The sequence below is a fragment of the Pseudomonas sp. FP2300 genome, from assembly GCF_030687595.1.
GTDB lineage: Bacteria > Pseudomonadota > Gammaproteobacteria > Pseudomonadales > Pseudomonadaceae > Aquipseudomonas > Aquipseudomonas bijieensis.
This window is the reverse complement of the sequence record NZ_CP117440.1, coordinates 5,831,410-5,851,617: the sequence shown is the minus strand read 5'-3', so window position 1 is coordinate 5,851,617 and position 20,208 is coordinate 5,831,410. Positions and strand designations below refer to the sequence as shown.

At 60.7% G+C, this 20,208-nt stretch carries 18 protein-coding genes; 4 read left to right on the top strand and 14 right to left on the bottom strand.

Going from position 1 to position 20,208, the window contains the following annotated elements; translation table 11 throughout:
* Positions 1–111: 111 nt before the first annotated feature.
* Both PSH86_RS26000 and PSH86_RS25995 read left to right on the top strand, forming a co-directional pair.
* Positions 112–798: an energy-coupling factor ABC transporter permease gene (locus tag PSH86_RS26000; protein WP_116833474.1), complete on the top strand. Its 687-nt coding sequence runs from the start codon at positions 112–114 to the stop codon at positions 796–798.
* A 63-nt stretch (positions 799–861) separates the two neighbouring features.
* The gene (locus PSH86_RS25995; RefSeq protein WP_013694234.1) at positions 862–1,077 is read left to right on the top strand and encodes a hypothetical protein; all 216 of its coding nucleotides are present in this window, start codon (positions 862–864) and stop codon (positions 1,075–1,077) included.
* Here the strand turns inward: PSH86_RS25995 and yacG are convergent.
* From yacG to pilB, 5 genes are read right to left on the bottom strand one after another with little or no spacing between them, the layout of a single operon-like run.
* A complete protein-coding gene (yacG, locus tag PSH86_RS25990) occupies positions 1,074–1,280 on the bottom strand; it encodes a DNA gyrase inhibitor YacG (protein WP_109756364.1) in 207 nt (68 codons plus the stop codon). The genes PSH86_RS25995 and yacG overlap by 4 nt on opposite strands.
* Positions 1,277–1,900, bottom strand: coding sequence for a dephospho-CoA kinase (gene coaE / locus PSH86_RS25985; protein ID WP_305485871.1), 624 nt, complete (start codon positions 1,898–1,900; stop codon positions 1,277–1,279). The genes yacG and coaE overlap by 4 nt, the downstream gene beginning before the upstream one ends.
* Positions 1,900–2,769 carry an A24 family peptidase gene (locus PSH86_RS25980; protein WP_109756362.1) on the bottom strand — a complete coding sequence of 290 codons (870 nt, stop codon included), beginning with the start codon at positions 2,767–2,769 and terminating at the stop codon, positions 1,900–1,902. The genes coaE and PSH86_RS25980 overlap by 1 nt, the downstream gene beginning before the upstream one ends.
* A gap of 1 nt (position 2,770) precedes the next feature.
* Positions 2,771–3,988: a type II secretion system F family protein gene (locus tag PSH86_RS25975; protein WP_109756361.1), complete on the bottom strand. Its 1,218-nt coding sequence runs from the start codon at positions 3,986–3,988 to the stop codon at positions 2,771–2,773.
* Between the two features lie 2 nt (positions 3,989–3,990).
* Positions 3,991–5,691 carry a type IV-A pilus assembly ATPase PilB gene (pilB, locus tag PSH86_RS25970; protein WP_109756360.1) on the bottom strand — a complete coding sequence of 567 codons (1,701 nt, stop codon included), beginning with the start codon at positions 5,689–5,691 and terminating at the stop codon, positions 3,991–3,993.
* A gap of 224 nt (positions 5,692–5,915) precedes the next feature.
* Here pilB and PSH86_RS25965 point away from each other — a divergent pair, with 224 nt between their 5' ends.
* Both PSH86_RS25965 and PSH86_RS25960 read left to right on the top strand, forming a co-directional pair.
* Positions 5,916–6,335: a pilin gene (locus tag PSH86_RS25965; protein ID WP_134925863.1), complete on the top strand. Its 420-nt coding sequence runs from the start codon at positions 5,916–5,918 to the stop codon at positions 6,333–6,335.
* Between the two features lie 281 nt (positions 6,336–6,616).
* A complete protein-coding gene (locus PSH86_RS25960; protein WP_109756359.1) occupies positions 6,617–6,970 on the top strand; it encodes a BON domain-containing protein in 354 nt (117 codons plus the stop codon).
* A 313-nt stretch (positions 6,971–7,283) separates the two neighbouring features.
* Here the strand turns inward: PSH86_RS25960 and PSH86_RS25955 are convergent, their stop codons facing one another.
* The 9 genes from PSH86_RS25955 to PSH86_RS25915 form a co-directional block, all read right to left on the bottom strand.
* The gene (locus PSH86_RS25955; RefSeq protein WP_305485864.1) at positions 7,284–7,580 is read right to left on the bottom strand and encodes a DUF2845 domain-containing protein; all 297 of its coding nucleotides are present in this window, start codon (positions 7,578–7,580) and stop codon (positions 7,284–7,286) included.
* Positions 7,581–10,514 carry a DUF748 domain-containing protein gene (locus PSH86_RS25950; protein WP_212801465.1) on the bottom strand — a complete coding sequence of 978 codons (2,934 nt, stop codon included), beginning with the start codon at positions 10,512–10,514 and terminating at the stop codon, positions 7,581–7,583. It lies immediately after the preceding gene.
* Positions 10,515–10,635: 121 nt separating this feature from the next.
* A complete protein-coding gene (locus tag PSH86_RS25945; RefSeq protein WP_305485860.1) occupies positions 10,636–11,652 on the bottom strand; it encodes a class I SAM-dependent rRNA methyltransferase in 1,017 nt (338 codons plus the stop codon).
* Between the two features lie 200 nt (positions 11,653–11,852).
* On the bottom strand, positions 11,853–13,790 hold the full coding sequence (acs, locus tag PSH86_RS25940; RefSeq protein ID WP_305485857.1) for an acetate--CoA ligase: 1,938 nt from the start codon (positions 13,788–13,790) through the stop codon (positions 11,853–11,855).
* Positions 13,791–14,014: 224 nt separating this feature from the next.
* Positions 14,015–15,679: a glucose-6-phosphate isomerase gene (gene pgi, locus PSH86_RS25935; RefSeq protein ID WP_163856605.1), complete on the bottom strand. Its 1,665-nt coding sequence runs from the start codon at positions 15,677–15,679 to the stop codon at positions 14,015–14,017.
* 377 nt (positions 15,680–16,056) lie between these two features.
* On the bottom strand, positions 16,057–16,917 hold the full coding sequence (gene panC, locus PSH86_RS25930; protein ID WP_305485853.1) for a pantoate--beta-alanine ligase: 861 nt from the start codon (positions 16,915–16,917) through the stop codon (positions 16,057–16,059).
* A complete protein-coding gene (panB, locus tag PSH86_RS25925; protein ID WP_305485850.1) occupies positions 16,914–17,714 on the bottom strand; it encodes a 3-methyl-2-oxobutanoate hydroxymethyltransferase in 801 nt (266 codons plus the stop codon). The genes panC and panB overlap by 4 nt, the downstream gene beginning before the upstream one ends.
* Before the next feature lie 365 nt (positions 17,715–18,079).
* Entirely contained in the window at positions 18,080–18,565 is a 486-nt protein-coding gene (gene folK, locus PSH86_RS25920) for a 2-amino-4-hydroxy-6-hydroxymethyldihydropteridine diphosphokinase (RefSeq protein ID WP_109756352.1), read from the bottom strand.
* Between the two features lie 3 nt (positions 18,566–18,568).
* Positions 18,569–19,966, bottom strand: coding sequence for a polynucleotide adenylyltransferase PcnB (locus tag PSH86_RS25915; RefSeq protein ID WP_057450877.1), 1,398 nt, complete (start codon positions 19,964–19,966; stop codon positions 18,569–18,571).
* Positions 19,967–20,208: the final 242 nt, after the last annotated feature.

Below are 20,208 nucleotides of genomic sequence, written 5' to 3'. Positions count from 1 at the left end.
GAAGCGTTGCGTTGATTAATGGCCGTTATGGGGCGGGGTGTAGACTGCCAGCTTGGATCGCGAAGCGATCAAGGAGTCTTTGATGCAAGGGCAAGTGAAAGGAGTAGTCCCATGATCGGTGCTGAACTGCTCTCACCGCAGACCCTGGCGGCCGGTTGGCTGATTTATGTGCCGGTATTGGTCTGGGCGGTGTCGCGAGCACCGTGGGTCGAGTTGTTCACCGACAGTCGTCGCCAGCACCTGCTGTTCGGCACGGTGCTGGCGTTGTTCATGCTGTGGCTGGTGCGCCGGGATTTCGACACGGGTGTCTCGTATCACTTCATCGGCATGACCGCCGTGACGTTGCTGCTGGACTGGCCGTTGGCGATCCTGGGGGGCCTGTGTGCACAGTTTGCGCTGGTGCTGCTGGGTCGTCAGGACATGGCGGCGGTAGGGGTCAACGGTGCGCTGTTGATCCTGTTGCCGGTGCTGGTTACCGAGTGTTGCGCGATCCTGGTGGAGCGCGCCCAGCCGCGCAATCTGTTCGTATATATCTTCTGCTCGGGTTTTCTCGCTGCCGCGCTTTCGGCGTTGGCGTGCCTGCTGCTGGGGCTTGGCCTGCTGTGGTACGACGGTATATTCGCCATGCCTTACTGGCTGGAAGATTTTGTCGGCTACCTCTGGCTGATCATTTTTCCCGAGGCCTTCATCAACGGCATGGTGATCAGTGCGTTGGTGGTGTTCAGCCCCGAATGGCTGGAAACCTTCAACCGCACGCGCTACCTGTCGGCCCCGTGGAACGATGATGACAAGCCTTGATTCACGTCAAGGCTGCACAATCGCATGCCCTTCATGCTCTGGAAAACTTCCAGGAGCACAACCATGAGTGTTTATGAGTGGGCGAGACAAGAGATCAGGCGTAGTCACGATGCCGCAATGGAGATCGGTTTCGACCCGGGCTTGAGCCTGCGTGCCTTGCTCAGTGCGATCGTGCAGCAGAGCAAAACAGTGCGCAGCCCAGAAGACCTGGCCGATGAGTTGAGTTTCCTGGCGGAAAACCTCGACGATGAACAGGACTACGGTTTCATGCGGCCTTAATGATGTGAACGCGGTTCGAAATCTTCGCTGAACAGCTCATCCTCGGCATCGGGACTGACCGGAATCTTGTGTTCCTCCGATGCCCATGCGCCCAGGTCGATCAGTTTGCAGCGATCAGAACAGAACGGCCGGAATTTGCTCTCCGGGCTCCATTCCACGGGGGCGCCACAGGTTGGGCAATCAACGGTTGGGATTTGGCTCATGACTGGCCTCCACGCAAAGTAAGGTAAAAGTGATGCAGGCGCTCGACCTCGCTGTGCAGCCAGGCGAGGTCGCGATCGTTGACCACCACATCGTCGGCATGGCTCAGGCGATCCTGACGGCTGGACTGGGCCTTGAGAATCGCCTGGACCTGCTGCTCGCTGGTCTGGTCGCGCTGCAAGGTACGTTCGATCTGCAGTTGTTCCGGCGCATCGATCACCAGGATCCGCTGGGTCATGGCGTACTGCCCTGACTCGATCAGCAGTGGCGATACCAGGATCGCGTAGGGCGATTGTGCCTGGGCCAGATGATGGGCGATCTCATCGGCGATCAGCGGATGCAGCAACGCCTCGAGCCAACGGCGTTCGTCGGCATTCTCGAAGATCAGCTTGCGCAGCGCCGCCCGGTCAAGTGCGCCATCGGCCTGCAATACACCGGGGCCGAAGTGCTCGGCGATTTTCGCCAGCGTCGGACGCCCGGGCTCGACCACCCAGCGCGCCGCATGATCGGCGTCGATCACGTGCACACCCAGATCGATGAAATGCTGGGCCGCTGCGCTCTTGCCGCTGCCGATGCCACCGGTCAGGCCGAGAATCCAGGGTTTTTCCAGGGGGGTATTCATTAGAAACCGACAGACTGCCAATAGAAGTCGGTTATTTGACCACCCCAGAGCAAGGCAATCCAGCCGGCAATGGCCAGATAAGGCCCAAAGGGGATCTGCGTCGACCCTGGGGCATCCCGCAGGCGCAGCACGATGACCCCGATAACGGCGCCCACCAGCGACGACAACAACAACGTCAGCGGCAGGATCTGCCAGCCACCCCAGGCCCCCAGCATCGCCAGCAGCTTGAAATCCCCGTAGCCCATGCCCTCCTTGCCGGTGATCAGCTTGAACACCCAGAACACCGACCACAGCGCCAGATAACCGGCCACCGCGCCCCACATCGCCTGGTTCAAGGAAACGAACAGCCCGAAGCTGTTGACGATCAAGCCCAGCCACAATAACGGCAATACCAGGGTATCGGGCAGCAATTGATGTTCGGCGTCGATCAGGCTCATGCCCAGCAGGCCCCAGGACAACACCATCACCATCGCCGCTTGCCAGCCAAAGCCGAAATGCCAGGCGACGAACGCTGACAGCGCGCCGCAGGCCAGTTCGGTCAGGGGGTAACGCCTGCCGATGGGCGCGGCGCAGCTCGAACAGCGACCGCGCAGCATCAGGTAGCTGAGCAGCGGAATGTTTTCCCAGGCGCGGATGCGATGGCCGCAGTGCGGGCATTGGGAATGGGGCAGCATCAGGTTATAGATCGGGCCCGGGGTTTCAGCCGGCAGGCCCAGCAGGTCGTGGGCTTGCAGGCGCCATTCGCGGTCGAGCATCTTTGGCAGGCGCCACACCAGCACGTTGAGGAAGCTGCCGATGATCAGACCGAGCAGTGCCGCAACGAGCACGAAAGCCAGGGGATACAGCACGAAGAATTCGCTCAGGGGCATGTCAGATCGCAGAGCCGAGTTGAAAGATGGGCAAGTACATGGCAACCACCAGGCCACCGACGACGACCCCCAGGACCACCATGATGAAGGGTTCCATCAGGCTGGTGAGGTTGTCCACCAGATTGTCCACCTCGGCCTCATAAAAGCTCGCCACCTTGTCGAGCATGTCATCCAGCGCACCGGATTCTTCGCCGATGGCGGTCATCTGGATCGCCAGGTTCGGAAAGATCCCTGAGGTACGCATGGAGAAATTCAACTGCATGCCGGTCGAGACGTCTTGCTTGATGCGCTGCACCGCGCGCTTGAACACCACGTTGCCGGTGGCGCCAGACACCGAGTCCAGGGCTTCCACCAGCGGCACGCCGGCGGCGAAGGTGGTGGAGAGCGTGCGGGCGTAGCGGGCCACGGCGGATTTGTACATCAGGGTGCCGATCAGTGGCAGCTTGAGCAGCCATTTATCGCGCCAGTCACGAAAGGCCTCGGAGCGCCTGAGTGCGTATTTCACGCCAAAGAATCCGCCCACCATCCCGCCGAGCAGTATCCACCATGACTCCTGCATGAACTCTGACAAGCCGATGACCATCACCGTGAAGGCCGGCAGCTGCGCGCCGAACCCGGAGAATACCGATTCGAACTGCGGCACCACCTTGACCAGCAGGATCCCCGTGACCACTGCAGCAACGAGAACGACGGCGGCTGGATAGGTCATGGCTTTCTTGATCTTGGCCTTGAGGGCTTCGCTCTTTTCCTTGTAGGTTGCGACCCGGTCCAGCAGCGTGTCCAGGGCGCCGGCCTGTTCACCGGCGTCCACCAGGTTGCAGTACAGGTCGTCGAAATACTGCGGGCATTTGCGCAGCGATGCGGCAAAGCTGTTGCCGGCGGCGACTTCCTGTTTCACCTCATCCACCAGCTTGCGCATATTGGCGTTGTCGAAGCCTTCGCCAATGATGTCGAACGCCTGTAACAGCGGCACGCCCGCCTTGAGCATCGTTGCCATCTGGCGGGTGAAGAGGGCGATATCCAATGGCTTGATGCGCTTGCCCTTGCTGAATATCGAGGTGGACTTCTTGCGTACCTTCTGCGGGTTGATGCCTTGTTTACGCAGCTGTGCCTTGACCAGGGCCGGGCTCTGGCCCGTCAGCTCGCCGGTCATTTTGGTGCCTTTGCGGTCCTTGCCTTCCCAAGTGTAAACATCGGTTTTGACTGCTTTGACCGCCATGTTCAATCCTTGGTGACCCGGTTGATTTCTTCGAGGCTGGTGACGCCCTGCATCACTTTGAGCAGCCCCGATGTACGCAGGTCATTGAAACCGTCCTTGCGCATTTGCAGATCGATTTCCAGCGAGTTGCCCTCGGCCATGATCAATCGCTGCAGCTCGGGCGTGTTCTTGACCACTTCGTAGACCCCCACGCGCCCTTTGTAACCATGGTTGCACTGTTCGCAACCGACCGGCTCATAGATCGTGAATGTGCCGATGCGTTCCCGGGGGAAGCCTTCCTTGAGCAAGGTCTCTTCGGGGATCTCGATGGCCTTCTTGCAGTGGTTGCACAACTTGCGCGCCAGCCGCTGGGCGATGATCAGGTGCACGGCGGTGGCGATGTTGAACCCTGGAATGCCCATGTTCTGCAGGCGGATCAGGGTTTCGGCGGCGCTGTTGGTGTGCAGGGTGGAGAGCACCAGGTGCCCGGTCTGGGCGGCCTTGATGGCGATCTCGGCGGTTTCCAGGTCGCGGATCTCGCCGACCATGATCACGTCCGGGTCCTGGCGCAGGAACGAACGCAGGGCCTGGGCGAAGTCCAGCCCCTGGCGTGGGTTCACGTTGACCTGGTTGATGCCTTCCATGTTGATCTCCACCGGGTCTTCAGCGGTGGAAATGTTGATGTCCACGGTGTTGAGGATGTTCAGCCCGGTGTACAGCGATACGGTCTTGCCCGAGCCGGTCGGCCCGGTCACCAGGATCAGCCCTTGCGGTTGCTTGAGGGCCGCCATGTACAGGTCTTTCTGGTCCGGTTCGTAGCCCAGGGCATCGATGCCCATTTGCGCGCTGGACGGATCGAGGATCCGGATCACCACTTTTTCGCCCCAGAGCGTGGGCAGGGTGTTGACCCGGAAGTCGATGGATTTACTTTTCGACAGGCGCATTTTCAGGCGCCCGTCCTGGGGTTTGCGTCGTTCGGAAATATCGAGGCTGGCCATGACTTTCAGGCGCGCGGCGATACGGTTGGCCAGTTGGATCGGCGGCCTGGCGACTTCCCGCAGCATGCCGTCGGTGCGCACCCGCACCCGGTAGATTTTTTCATAGGGCTCGAAGTGCAGGTCGGAAGAGCCGCCCTTGATCGCGTCCAGCAGCATCTTGTTGACGAAGCGCACCACGGGCGCGTCGTCGGTGTCCTGGCCGGCGATGGAATCCTGTTTGGTATCGTCGATCGATTCGATGTCCAGGCCATCGAGGTCGACATCGCCCATGCCTTCCAGGCCTGTGCTACTGGATTCGAAGAACTTTTCGATGGCGTCGCTGAGCTTGTCGTCCTCCACCAGGATGGCTTCGGTGGTCAGGCCGGTGCTGAACTGGATGTCATTGATGGCCTGGTGATTGGTGGGGTCGGAGATGCCCACGAACAATTTGTTGCCGCGTCGCCACAGCGGCAGGGCGTGATGCTGGCGCACCAGTTTTTCGCTGACCAGGCCTGTGGGCTGGGTTTCCTTGTCCAGGCTGTTGAGGTCGAGTAGGGCGACGCCGAAGTGCTCCGAGGCGATTTCCGCGACCTGGCGGCTCTGGACCAGTTTGTTCTGTACCAGATAACTGACCAGGGGTATGCGACTGCGCTGGGCCTGTTGATACGCCTGTTGCGCGCTTTGCTCGGTGAGCAGTTCGGCCAGTACCAATTGCTTGGTCAGGCCGCTGAGGGCGATGTCATTCATGGGAATCCCGGCGGCGAACAGTTCATGACTTATAGCCTAGTCAAGCATCGACGCCAAACCAGCGAGCCAGGGTGACAAAAAACGTCAGATAGTGCGGTTGTTGAGGTAGGACGTAGCCGTTGAGCTGGTTGAAACCCCCTTGCTCATGGGGTTGCCGGGTTGGCATGTGCCCTGCAATGGCCGTTTCAGGTCATGAGATTCCGACTCATGCATGGGAGATGTCTATGAATAAGCAGAGTGGCTTTACCTTGATCGAGCTGCTGATCGTCGTGGCGATCATCGGCATTCTGGCGACCTTTGCGTTGCCGCAATATTCCAAGTACCAGGCGCGAGCCAAGGCAACGGCGGGACTGGCGGAAGTATCTGCGTTGAAGGTGCCGTTCGAGGACATCATGAATCAAGGCACCAACCCATCATTGGCCAATATTGGTGGGACATCGCCTACCAGCAATTGCACCTTGACCGCTTCAGGTACTGCTTCGGCTGGAACGGGTACCATCGCATGTACCTTGTTGAACGCGCCCGCTCCGGTCCTTGGCAAGGCGATCACTCTTACACGTTCTGCCGAAGGTGTTTGGAGTTGTGGTTCGACAGCTGCCCAGGAGTTCTTGCCAGCCGGCTGTACTGGTACAGCGGCTCCGTAAATTGAAGTTCGCTTGATCGGGTGGCGAGGGAGCGGGCTCCCTCGTTAAAGAAAATCCTTCGCAATTCATTAGCTTAGAAAAAGACCCAAACCCGCAAGTTGCATGTCCAGAATCACCGCTTCATGCATTTTGCATGATCACGAAAATCGCCGCTTCGCTTAACTTACTGATTTATAAGAAATTAATAAAAATTTCAAAAGTGGCACAGCCTTCGCACTACTCCTGATAACCCTGCCGGGATGCACGTCCGGCAGTTTTTGAGAAAAACAGGAGTTACTCGTATGAAGAAGTTCGCTATCACTGCCGCCGCTGCTACCGCTCTGACCCTGTCCATGGCTAGCGCATTCGCCGAGACCACTCAAGCAACTCAGGCGCCAATGATGCTGGCTGCGGGCGAAGTGACAGAGGCCAAGGAAGACGTTTCCGATACCTGGATCACCACCAAGGTCAAAGCTGATCTGGTCACTGAAAAAGGCATTCCAGGCACAGATATCAAAGTCGAAACCAACAAAGGTGTTGTGTCCCTGTCTTCGATGACCAAAGTCACTGATGCACAAAAAGACACCGCTGTGGCGATCGCCAAGAAAATCAAAGGCGTCAAGGCCGTATCGGCTGACGGCCTGAAAGCCGAGTAAGGCTAAGACTTCTCGCCTGGACTGGGAGAAGGCGCGGCAAGCGGGCCAGGATATACGTTTGCCGTCGCTTTGGAGTTCATGCGAAAGGCCACAAGGATGTGGCCATTACAGGCCTCCGGCATTCGTGTCGGGGGCCTGTTCTATTTCAGGGTGGCTCAAACTGTGGGTCAGACTCAGGCACCGGGCTGTTGCCATCGTGAGCAGGCTCGCTCCTACAGGTGATCGATTTCTCTCAGGAAGAACGCAATCCAATGTGGGAGCGAGCCTGCTCGCGATGAAGGCGGTACTTCACAACACATATGGGTGGACAAGCTCAGCGCCCACGCTTGCTGGTAATCTGCACCAGCCGATTGCCCTCGAAACGCAGGTACTGATACATGCCGCTGTTGGGGCCGTAGGTCCATTCTTCCACCGGGTATTCCTCCCGACGATTGACGCTGCGCTTATAGCCCAGGTCATCCCGCGCCGCAGGCTCCCCGCACTTTTGCAGCACTTCGCTCGAGCGGTCGCCGACGCTGATCAACTGGTTGCCACAGCGCAGTGTGTTGGCAGCCGAGGCCTGGCCGGCGGCGAGCAATAGAACCAGGCTGAGCCCGAACCAGATTTTCATTTATTCGGCATCTAGGTGCATAGGGGTAATCACTCGGCCATCGCTCTCGGCCTGGCCGAGGCTGGCGTCGATGAAATACACGCGGTCGTCGGCCAGTTGCCCTTTGTCCACCAGGAAGTCCTTGATACTGCTGGCCCGTTCCTGTCCAAGTTGGCGCAGGAGCACGTCACTGCCACTCCAGAACTTGATCACGCCTTCACGCAGTTTCTCGATACGCGCCTTTTTGTCCAGTTGCGTCCATTCGGCGGGCGGCTGGGTCTTGAGGCGGGTGCGGTAGATGCCTTCGAGCAGTGGTGGTTTTTCATCCTCGGGCACCTGTATCAGCGAGGCCTGGGCCGGTACCTTATCGCCCCGACGCTGCAGCATCTTGTAGTAGTTGTACTGGTACTCGCGCTCCAGGCGCTGGGCGGCGAGCAGCGGGCCGTCGCTGCTCTCGGCGGCAGTGCCTTCGATCTCCAGGCGCAGCTCCGGACGTTTACCCAGGGCCTCGGACAGCTTGAGCAGTACACCTTCGTTTTCCTTGCTCAGATCGCTGGAGCCGGGAGCGAACGACACACTGCCCAGGTCCTCAGAACCGCCACCGGCTACCAATCCGCCAATGAGCTTGAACGGCGCCTGGGCCGCTCGTACCAGCAGGTTGCGCAGGGTCTGCCAGATGATTGGCATGACGCTGAATTGCGGATCGTTGAGATCGCCGGACACCGGCAGTTCGATGGAAATCTTGCCGTCGGAGTCCTTCAGCAGTGCGACAGCCAACTTGAGTGGCAGGCTCACGGCGTCCGGGCTGTCGACTTTTTCCCCCAATTGCAGTTGCTCGACCACCACCTTGTTCTCCGCCTGGAGCTTGCCCTGGGTGATCCGGTAATGCAGGTCGAGATTGAGCCGGCCCTTGCGGATGCGATAGCCAGCGAACTTGCCGGAGTAGGGGGTCAGGGTGGTCAACTCGACCCGTTTGAAGCTGGTGGCGATGTCGAGGCTGGCCATCGGGTCGAAGGGGTTGACCGCACCCTTGATGGTGACCGGTGCATAGCGATCGACCTTGCCCTTGATGTCCACGCTGGCCGGTTTGGCCTGGCGGCTGTCGATGGTGCCGATCTGGCCGTTGAGCTGCTGGATGGCCGTGGCGAAGTTCGGGGTCAGGCTGAAGTCGGCGAAGTTGGCCGAGCCGTCGTTAATGGCAATGCCGCCGATATGGATACCCAGCGGTTTTTCCTGGGAGGCCGGTTTTGCCGCGGTTTTCTTCGTGCCGCTGTCGGCCGGTTGTGGGATCAGCAGGTCATCGACGTTGGTGGTGCGGTCGTCGTTGATCATGAAGCGCGCGTACGGCTGGAACAGGTTGACCTTGTCGATGGACAGGCTGTCCCCGTGCTGATAGTTCAGGCCCTCGAGGACCAGGCTCTGCCACTTGAGGAAATCGCGGGTCTTGAGGGTGTCGAGGGTGTGCAACTGATCGACCTGGGCGCGACCGGTAACGGCGAATGCCAGCGGCTCGGTGCTCTTGAGATCCACCGCCAGGTCGCTGCCGAGCATCCCGGAGCGTAATTCCAGGCGAATGAATGGGTTGATGTACGACTGGGCAACACGCAGGTCGACGTCCTGGGTCTTGACCTTGAGCCGTGCGCTGATCGGGTTCAGGTTGACCTCGCCGTCGGCCAGGATCTTGCCCTGTTTGCCTATCCCGGTGTCCAGCTTGAGGGTAAAGGGCGAGCCGTTGAGAGTGTCGTAGTTCTGCAGGTCGAGGTTCAGCGGGCCGACCTCCAGTGCCACGGCGGGCTGCGCCTGGCGGTCGGCCAGGTGCACCTGGTAGTTGCGCAGTTGCACGTCCTTCAACATCACCTGCCACGGTTTGCTGGGCGGTGCCGGTTCAGCTTTTGGCGAATCGGCCGCTGCCGGGGCGGACGCCGGTTCAGCCTTGACCTGGGGTTTGGCCGGCTGGCTGGCGAAGAGTTTCTGCCAATCCAGTTGTCCGTCCGCCTCGCGTGCGGCCCAGGTTTCCAGCTTCTGGCTGCGGATCTTGCCCACCACCACTTGCTGCTTGGCCAGGTCCACCGTGGTTTCACTGACGTCCAGGCGTTCGAGTTTCACCAGTGGACGGCCATCGGGGGCCTTGATGGCGAAAGGTGCAACGCTGACGGCGACGTTGTTGAGCAACAACTCGGTGCCCTTGGCCAGGTTCAGCTTGTAGTCGGTGCTGAGGTTCAGGATGCCGTTTTCCAACACCAGCGGTACGGCGTCGCGCACATAGGGCCACCAGGCTTTCATCTGGCCGCCGGTGACTTTGAGCGTGCCTTGGGAGGCGATCGGCGTGAGGCTGAAATTACCGGTCCAGTCGATCTGCCCGCCTTCTGGGCCGGCGGCCACCAGGGTCATGTCGGCATTGTCGTCGGGCAGGGTGCTGAGATTTTTCAGCTCGAAATCGAGGGTGTCGTAGAGAAATTCGATGGGCTCGCTGGGACGCAGGTCCTGGAAATGCACATAACCGCCGGCCAACTTGATGCGATCGACCCGCAGGGGGAACGGTTTGGCCTCGGGGTCGGCGGGCGTCGGTTCGCTGGCCGGCAGCTTGAACAGGCCCAGCAGGTTCAGCTGGCCGTCCTTGGTGAACACCACTTCGGTCTTGGGCTTGTCCAGTTCGATGTCGACCAGATGCAGGGCGCCGGACCACAGGCTATCGAGTTGCAGGTTGGCGTAGAGCCGTTCGAAGCCGACCTGCTCCTTGCCCGGTTCGCCGATATTCAGGCCCCAGAGGGTGACTTCCAGACTGAAGGGATTGAGTTCTATACGCTGGATCTGGGCCGGCACCGTCGCAAGGGCGGCCAATTGCTGGTTGGCGATGCGCAAGGCAATGCCCGGCAATATCAGGAAACCCAACAGGCTGTAGAGGGCCAGTGCGGTCAACAGAGCGCCGATAGCGCGAATCAATCCTTTGGGCATGTGCGGCTTCATCTTGGTGTGAATTCGGAATGCCTTGGAGTATGGCATGCGTTTACGGTTCCGAAGCCACTGTGATTTATGAGATTTGTCTGGTTTTCTCGGTAAGAATTTCGACGCGGGCCTAGAGCTGGAGGATCAACGTCTTGAGCGGCGGTTGCTGATCCAGCGAGGGGAAATCGCCGCCAGGCGTCAGCACGCTCCATTCGCGCACCGGCCGGCCAGCCTTTTCCGCGCAACGCAACACCTGCTCGCGCCAGTCGTCCATGGACACTTTTGCCAGGTTGTTGCAGCAGATCAGTACGCCATTGTCGGCGGTGGTGAGCAGCGCCGGTTTCAGCAAGCTTTGGTAGTCACGCAACAGGTCGACGGTGCCGAACGCACTTTTCGCCCAGGCCGGTGGGTCGAGCAGCACCAGGTCGTACTGGCGTTGCTCCAGGCGCGCGTAGCTTGGCAGTTTCTGCCCGCGACGCTGGCTGATGGGCAGGCCGGCCAGTTGGCGGATCGCCGGGAAGTAATCCGACTGCACGAATTCCATCGGCGGCAAATCGGGGTTGAGCAGGCCGTTTTCGCGGCCCACCGCCAAATTGCCCTCGGCGAAGTCCAGGTTGCACACCTCCCGCGCGCCACCGGCCGCAGCGCTCAGGCCGACGCCACAGGTGTAGGCGAACAGGTTCAACACGCTTTTGCCACGGCTGTGTGCCTTGACCCAGCCCCGAGCGTTGCGCAGGTCGAGAAACAGCAAGGGATCCTGCCCGGCATGGCGGCCGCGAACGCGATAATTCAAGCCCCATTCATGCCCGACCAGGTCTTGCAGGGCGGCCTCGTCCGCCTGATGGACCGTGTCCTGGCGGTCGATGCGCGAATTGCCCCGGGCGCGGTCGTTGTAGACCAACAAGGTTTCCAGGCCCAGCCATTCGTTGACGATGCCATGCAGTTGCAGCAGGTCGTCGCGCTCCAGTGATTGATGGAAGCTCTGCACCAGCAGTTGCGGGCCGTAGCGGTCGACGGTCAGGCCGGGCGCGCCTTCCTGGCTGCCGTGGAACAGGCGATAGCAATCGGTGCCTTGCTCATGCAATTGGCCAAGCAGTTCCTGACGCTGGTCGAGGGCGGCGCGCAGCGCCTGATTCAAGGAAGACATGCTGGGCGCGCCTTTGAGAAATGAGGCGCGGGAGTTTAGCAGTTATGAAAGATCGGGTTTGAGGTTGCATCAGGCTGCGAACCCGATACGGTCCCGTGGCGAGGGAGCTTGCTCCCGCTGGGCTGCGCAGCGGCCCTATGATTTTTGGGAGTGCTACGCACTCCAGCGGGAGCAAGCTCCCTCGCCACAGGTTCTTGTGCTTATCGATTCAAGCGCTTGTCGATCAGCCCCTCCACCACACTTGGATCGGCCAGGGTCGAGGTGTCGCCGAGGCTGTCGAGTTCGTTGCAGGCGATCTTGCGCAGGATGCGTCGCATGATCTTGCCCGAACGGGTCTTGGGCAACGCCGGTGCCCACTGGATCAGTTCCGGCTTGGCGAAGCTGCCGATTTCCTTGCTGACGTGGGCCAGCAACTCCTTCTTCAACTCGTCATTGGCCTCCACACCGTTCATCGGCGTGACGAAAGCATAGATGCCCTGGCCCTTGAGGTCGTGGGGGTAGCCGACGACCGCCGCTTCGGCAATGTTGTCGTGCAATACCAGGGCGCTTTCCACCTCGGCGGTGCCAATGCGATGCCCGGAGACGTTGATCACATCGTCGATACGCCCGGTGATCCAGTAATCGCCGTCCTCATCGCGGCGTGCCCCATCGCCGGTGAAGTAATAGCCGGGATAGGGCTTGAAGTAGGTGTCGACCATGCGCTGATGGTCGCCGAAGACGCTGCGAATCTGCCCAGGCCAACTGGATTTGATCGCCAGTACACCGCTGCCGGCGCCGCTGATTTCCTTGCCCACCTCATCCAGCAAGACCGGTTGTACGCCGAACATTGGCCGGGTGGCGCAGCCGGGCTTGAGCCGTGGCGCGCTCACCAAGGGGCTGAGCATGATGCCGCCGGTTTCGGTCTGCCACCAGGTATCGACAATCGGGCAGCGCTGTTCGCCGACCGCGTTGAAGTACCATTCCCACGCCTCCGGGTTGATCGGCTCACCGACACTGCCGAGCAATCGCAGGCTTTTGCGCGACGTTTCCTGCAGCGGTCCGGTGCCTTCGCGCATCAAGGCCCGCAGTGCGGTGGGTGCGGTATAGAAGATGTTGACCTGATGTTTGTCGATCACCTGCCAGAAACGCGAACTGCTGGGGTGGCTCGGCACGCCTTCGAAGATCAGCGTGGTGGCGCCGTTGGCCAACGGGCCGTAGACGATGTAACTGTGGCCGGTGACCCAGCCGACGTCGGCGGTGCACCAGAACACTTCGTTGTCGCGGTAATCGAGCACGTACTTGAACGTCATCGCCGCTTGCAGCAAATAGCCGCCCGTGGTGTGCAGCACGCCCTTGGGTTTGCCGGTGCTGCCGGAGGTGTAGAGGATGAACAGCGGATCCTCGGCATCCATCGGTTCGGGTGGGCAGTCGTCGCTCATCTCGTGCATGGCCTCGTGGTACCAGAGGTCACGCCCTTCAACCCAGTCCACGTCGCCCTGGGTGCGCTCGACCACCAGCACGGTGCTGACGTTCGGACAGCTTTCCAGGGCTTTGTCGACGTTGCGCTTGAGCGGTATGAAGCGCCCGCCGCGCACACCCTCGTCGGCGGTGATCACGGTGCGGCAATCGGCATCGAGAATTCGGTCACGCAGCGAATCCGGCGAAAAACCGCCGAACACCACCGAATGCACCGCGCCGATGCGGGTGCAGGCGAGCATGGCGTAGGCGGCTTCCGGAATCATCGGCATGTAGATGCAGACCCGGTCGCCTTTCCTCACCCCACGGCTTTTCAGCACGTTGGCCAGGCGGCTCACATGATTGTGAAGTTTCCTGTAAGTGATTTGCGCCGATTCGGCGGGGTCGTCGCCTTCCCAGATGATCGCGACCTGGTCACCGCGGGTGTCCAGGTGGCGGTCGATGCAATTGGCGCTGACGTTCAGCTTGCCGCCGGCGAACCAGGTCGCGTCGCCGTTCTTGAGGTCATAGCGCTGAACGGTTTGCCAGGGCGTCATCCAGTCGAGAAAGCGCGTGGCCTGCTCGGCCCAGAAGGCGCTGGGGTGTTCGATGGATTCTTTGTAGAGCCGCTGGTATTCGTCTTGACTCAGTTGCGCAGCCCGGCGGACGGCATCGGCGTGGGGGTACTGGCTGATATCGAACATGACGGTTCCTTATTCTTGTTTTTGCGACAAGTCATAAAGATGCGCCCAGTAGCGGGAGGGTTCAAGTCATGTACAAAGCAACTGTGGGAGCGAGCTTGGTGGGGGCAAAGTTTGCTCGCGATGACGTCGTCACATTCAACGGATAGGTTGATGTCAGACCGCTATCGCGAGCAAGCTTTGCTCCCACCAAGCCCGCTCCCACAGGGGGAGTGAAAACCCAGGGATCAGCCGCGATGACGCCCGCGGAAGTAGCTGATCAAGCCCTGGGTCGAGGCATCTTCGGCCGGGCTTTCTTCGCTGCCCACCAGGCGGTTGTAGACGCCCTTGCCCAGTTCCTTGCCCAGTTCCACGCCCCATTGGTCGAAGGCGTTGATGCCCCAGACCACGCTCTGCACGAACACCTTGTGTTCATACAGCGCCACCAGTGCGCCGAGGCGCCGTGGGCTGATGCGTTCGACCACCAGGGTATTGCTCGGACGGTTGCCGGGGATCACCTTGTGGGAGGCCAGTTTCTGCACCTCTTCTTCGCTGGCGCCCTTGTCCCGCAGTTCGGCTTCGGCTTCGGCGCGGGTCTTGCCGAGCATCAGCGCCTGGCTCTGGGACAGGCAGTTGGCGTACAGCCACTGGTGGTGATCGGAAACCGGGTTGAAGCTGACGATCGGCACGATGAAGTCGGCCGGGATCAACTGGGTGCCTTGGTGCAGCAACTGGTGATAGGCGTGCTGGCCGTTGCAACCGACGCCGCCCCAGATCACCGGGCCCGTGTCGGTCGACACCGGCGTGCCGTCCTGGCGCACGCTCTTGCCGTTGGACTCCATGTCCAGTTGCTGCAAGTGCTTGGTGATGTTGCGCAGGTAATGGTCGTACGGCAGGATCGCGTGGCTCTGCGCGCCCCAGAAGTTGCCGTACCACACGCCCAGCAGTGCCAGGAGCACCGGCATGTTCTGCTCGAACGGTGCGCTCTGGAAATGCTGGTCCATGGAATAGGCCCCGGACAGCAACTCCTTGAAGTTCGACATGCCGATGGCCAGGGCGATCGGCAGGCCGATGGCTGACCACAGCGAGTAGCGCCCGCCGACCCAGTCCCACATCGGGAAGATGTTTTCTTCGCGAATACCGAAGGCCACGGCGGCGGCGTTGTTGCTCGACACGGCGATGAAGTGGCGATACAGCTCCGCTTCGGAACCGCCCTGGGCCAGATACCAGGCGCGGGCGGCCTGGGCGTTCTTCAGGGTTTCGAGGGTGTTGAAGGATTTCGACGAAACGATGAACAGCGTGGTTTCGGCGCGCAGCTTCATGGTCAGTTCATGGAATTCGCTGCCGTCGATGTTCGCCAGGTAGTGGCAACGAACGCCTTTTTGCGCGTAGGACAACAGCGCTTCGGACACCAGTTCCGGGCCGAGGAAAGAGCCGCCGATACCGATGTTCACCACGTCGGTGATGGGCTTTTCGGTGTAGCCGCGCCACAGGCCGTCGTGAATGCGGCCCACCAGGTCGGTGATCTGGTTCAGCACTTTATGTACGTCCGGCATCACGTTGACACCGTTGACCAGCAACTTGTCGCCCACTGGCCGACGCAGGGCCGTGTGCAAGGCAGGGCGGTTTTCCGAGGCGTTGACGATTTCGCCTTCGAACAGCGACTTGATTGCGCCCTTGAGGTCGACATCGTTGGCCAGTCCCACCAGCAGGTCGCGGGTCTGGGCATTGATCAGGTTTTTCGAGTAGTCGAGAAACAGGCCGCAGCTCGACAGGGTGAATTGAGTGAAACGCTGCGGATCGGCATTGAACGCTTCGCGCATGCTGAAATCCTGCATGGCTTTGCGGTGGTCATTCAGCGCTTGCCAGGCTGGCAGAGCGGTCACGTCATGAGGGGTTCGGTAATACGCCATCGCTGCGGGTTTCCTTTTTACTTGAACGACCTTTTGTACACTAAAAATTCCGACGCGGCTCGAGGTGGGCGTCTGGACACTGCGTCGACACGATCGCCGGACGCAGGGCGACTACAGTAAACCTCGCGTTGCGATCTGTCTTGACTTTGTAAGACCGGTTCCCGGTACTTTTTTATACAACGGGGGTGGGACGGGGCCGACAGACGGAAACGCGATGAGGTCTTGCGGACAAACTGAGTTGTTGTGGGGGGGAGCCTTGTGGGAGCAAAGCTTGCTCGCGACGACGCGGTCACATTCAACACCTATGTCGACTATCAGATCGCTATCGCGAGCAAGCTTTGCTCCCACGGGCCTCCTCCCGCGGGGTGTGCGTTGGTTCAGGCGGGAGTGTCGAGTTCCAGGTGCAGGTTATCGATCAGGCGCGTGGTGCCCAAAAATGCAGCCACCAGAATCACCAGGTCGCGGTCCTCGCTCGACGCCGGACGCAGGGTCTTGGCGTGACGGATTTCCAGGTAATCGGGGCGCAGGCCAGCGGCTTCGAGTTGCTTGAGCTGCTCGCCGATCAGCGCCGGGAAGTCCCGTTGGCCCTGCCTGATCGCCTCGGCGATCTGGCTCAGGCTGCGATAGACCACGGGTGCGACCGCGCGTTGCTCCGGGCTGAGGAAGCCGTTGCGCGACGACAGCGCCAGGCCGTCCTCGGCACGGACGGTCGGCTCGCCGATGATCTGGATCGGCATGTTCAAGTCATGGACCAGGGCGCGAATCACCGCCAGTTGCTGGAAGTCTTTCTGGCCAAACACCGCCAGGTCAGGCTGGACCATGTTGAACAGTTTGCTGACCACCGTCGCCACACCCTCGAAATGCCCTGGACGGCTGGCGCCGCACAAGCCTTCGGACAATTGCGGGACGCTGACCCGGGTTTGTCCGGCCATGCCGTCGGGGTACATCTCTTCAACGCTGGGAGCGAACAGCAGATGGCAGCCGGCCTGGAGTAGTTTTTCCTGGTCGGCCGCCAGGGTGCGGGGGTATTTGTCCAGGTCTTCGCCGGCGCCGAATTGCAGCGGATTGACGAAAATGCTCGCCACCACGAAGTCGGCCCGTTGCGCAGCCTTGGTCACCAGCGCCATATGACCGCTGTGCAGGTTGCCCATGGTCGGTACGAAGGCGATGCGTTTGCCTTCGCCGCGGGCACGGGCCACGGCGGCCCGCAGTTCGCGTACGGTTTTGACGGTGTTCATGCGGAGAATCCGTGTTCAATGCCTGGGAAGGTGGCTGCCTTGACTTCAGCGACGTAGGCACCCAGGGCCGCCTGGATGGAGGTTTGCCCGGTCATGAAGTTCTTCACGAACTTGGGCACGCGACCGGTGATCGACAGCCCGACCATGTCGTGCAGGACCAGCACCTGGCCGTCGGTGGCGCTACCGGCGCCGATCCCGATGACCGGGATCTTCACCGCCTGGGTGATTTCTTCAGCCAGCTCGCTGGGCACGCATTCAAGCAGCAACATCGCCGCGCCAGCCTGCTCCAGTGCAATGGCATCGGCGCGCATCTGCCGCGCCTGGTTTTCATTGCGGCCCTGGACTTTGTAGCCACCGAGGATGTTCACCGCTTGCGGGGTCAGGCCCAAGTGCGCGCACACCGGGATACCGCGCTCGGCCAGTAACCGAATCGAATCGGCCAGCCACAACGCGCCTTCGACCTTGACCATGTGGGCACCGGCCTGCATCAGCATGGCGCTGTTGGTCATGGTTTGTTCGAGGGTGGCGTAGGCCATGAATGGCAGGTCGGCGAGGATCAGTGCATCGGTGTTACCGCGTTTGACAGCGGCTACATGGTAGGCCATCTCGGCGGTGGTCACCGGCAGCGTGCTGTCGTGACCTTGCAGCACCATGCCGAGGGAATCGCCCACCAGCAACACTTCGACACCGGCCTCATTGCAGGCGTGGGCGAAGGTCGCGTCATAGCAGGTCAGCATGGCGATTTTCTCACCTTTTTGCTTGAGACCTTGCAGCGTGGTCAGGGTAATAGCTGGCATGAAAAAGTCCTCATTAGGCGCTCGTGAATTACTGCGAGTAACGCGCATGATTCGTCATTTATACAGGCGCACCCTCTATGCGTGGTGCTTGTAAGGCCTGGACTGCGCCCTTTAAACGCCGCGTTGGCGGCAACGGGACGCCTATAGTCGTGAGGAGCACTCGGGAAGTCAATTGGATGTGTTACCGCCGGGTGTTACCGGGGTTACTGATGCGTTTCAGCGTAGAGGGAGTGTCCCGGATCTGACTGTCCGGTACCGGATCCTGTGGGAGCGAGCCTGCTCGCGATAGCGGTGTGTCAGTCGACATATACATTGACTGATCCGCCGCTACCGCGAGCAGGCTCCCTCCCACAAGGGTATCTATGTCAGTTGGGAGGCAAGCGTTCCAGGCCGACGAATGGGCACGCCGCAAGCAGGTCCTTGAGCCGGCGCCCATCGGCCAGGCGCAGGTCGGCGGGCGCCAACTCGGCCAGTGGATACAGCACGAAGGCCCGGGCCTGCATGTGGTAATGGGGGACCTTGAGGCGGGGCTCGTCGATCAGGCGATCACCAAACAGCAGGATGTCCAGGTCCAGGGTGCGCGGGCCCCAGCGTTCGAGGCGTTCGCGACCCTGTCCGGTTTCGATGGCTTGCAGCGCATCGAGCAGATCCAACGGCGCCAGGTGGCTGTCCAGCGCCGCCACCGCGTTGGTATAGCGCGGCTGGCCGGGCAGCAGGGAATCGCTTTGATAAAACGCCGAGACCCCCACCAGTTGGGTCTCGGGCAATTGCGCCAGCGCCTGGACGGCACAGCGCAATTGTTCGGCGGGTTCGGCCAGGTTGCTGCCCATGCCGATGTAGATGCGTTCCATCGATTACTCGCCCGATGCGCTCGGTACACCGGCACGCTTGCGCTTGGCGCCGCTGCTGCGACGACGCTTGCGCGGGCCGCTGGCGCCGTCATCCTTGCCGCTGAGTTCGCGAATCATGTCGCGGCGCTCGCTGTCGTTGGCGTCCTGGTAATCGGTCCACCATTCGCCCAGGCCATCGGTCTGCTCGCCTGCGCTTTCACGCAGCAGCAGGAAGTCGTAGCCGGCGCGGAAACGCGGGTTGTCCAGCAGCAGGTCGGCACGTTTGCCGCTGCGCCGTGGCAGGCGCTCCTGCATGTCCCAGATCTCGCGGATCGGCATGGTGAAGCGTTTTGGAATGGCGATGCGCTGGCACTGCTCGGCGATCAGCTCGTGGGCGGCCTCCTGCATCGCCGGGATCGGCGGCATGCCACGTTCCTGCAGGCGCAGTACCCGGGCCGGCAGGGCCGGCCAGAGCAGGGCGGCAAACAGGAAGGCCGGGGTTACCGGCTTGTTCTGCTTGATGCGCAGGTCGGTGTTGATCAGCGCTTCGCTGATCAGGGTGTGGGTATAGGTCGGGTTGTGCTCCAGGGCCTCGGCGCTGGCGGGGAACAGCGGATCGAACAGTTGCAGGTCCACCAGCATCTCGAAGGTGTCCGCCGCGTTGCCCGACAGGAACAGCTTGAGCACTTCTTCGAACAGTCGGGCCGAAGGAATTTCCCGCAGCATCGGCGCCAGTTCGCGAATCGGCAGGGCGCTGTGTTTTTCGATGCCGAAATCCAGCTTGGCGGCGAAACGCACCGCCCGCAGCATCCGCACCGGATCTTCCTGGTAGCGCTGCTTGGGGTCGCCAATCAGGCGGATCAGGCGATTGCGAATGTCGTGTACGCCGTTGGCGTAATCGAGGATGCGCTCGCTGACCGGATCGTAATACAGGGCGTTGATGGTGAAGTCGCGGCGTTGCGCGTCTTCTTCCAGGGTGCCGTAGACGTTATCGCGCAGGATGCGCCCGCTCTCGTTGCGAGAAGACTGGTTGCTGTCTTCCTCTTCGTCGTTTTGCGGGTGATTGGCGCGGAACGTCGCCACTTCGATGATTTCGCGACCGAAGTGGATGTGGACCAGCTTGAAGCGCCGGCCAATGATCCGCGCATTGCGAAATTCGGCCCGTATCTGTTCCGGCGTGGCACTGGTGGCGACGTCGAAATCCTTGGGCGTGATGTTGAGCAGCATGTCGCGCACGCAGCCACCGACCAGGTAAGCCTGGTAGCCGGCGTTCTGCAAACGTTCGACGATGTTCACCGCATAACGGCTGAACTGGGCCTTTTGCAGTGAATGCTGGCCGCTGTTGAGCACTTCAGGCGTGCTGCGAATGTGTTGCGTACGACGCAAGGGAGAACGGAATGACTGGAACAGCTTCTTCAGCATGGGATGCACTGTTTGAAGGAATATTCGGCCAAAAACAAAGAATGACCGCATGATGGGCCGGGATTCTAGCATTTAGTCGAGGGATGGTGTAGGACGCAGGAGTTTTGAGCTGCAAGCTTGCGCGACAAGCCTTGTAGGCTACGGGAGAGTGGAACGACAGAAACCACAAGGGGAGCCGAAGCTCCCCCAGAATTAGTTGCGTGCTCTGTTTTTATTATTGGTTTCGGGCTTCTTGTTTTTGT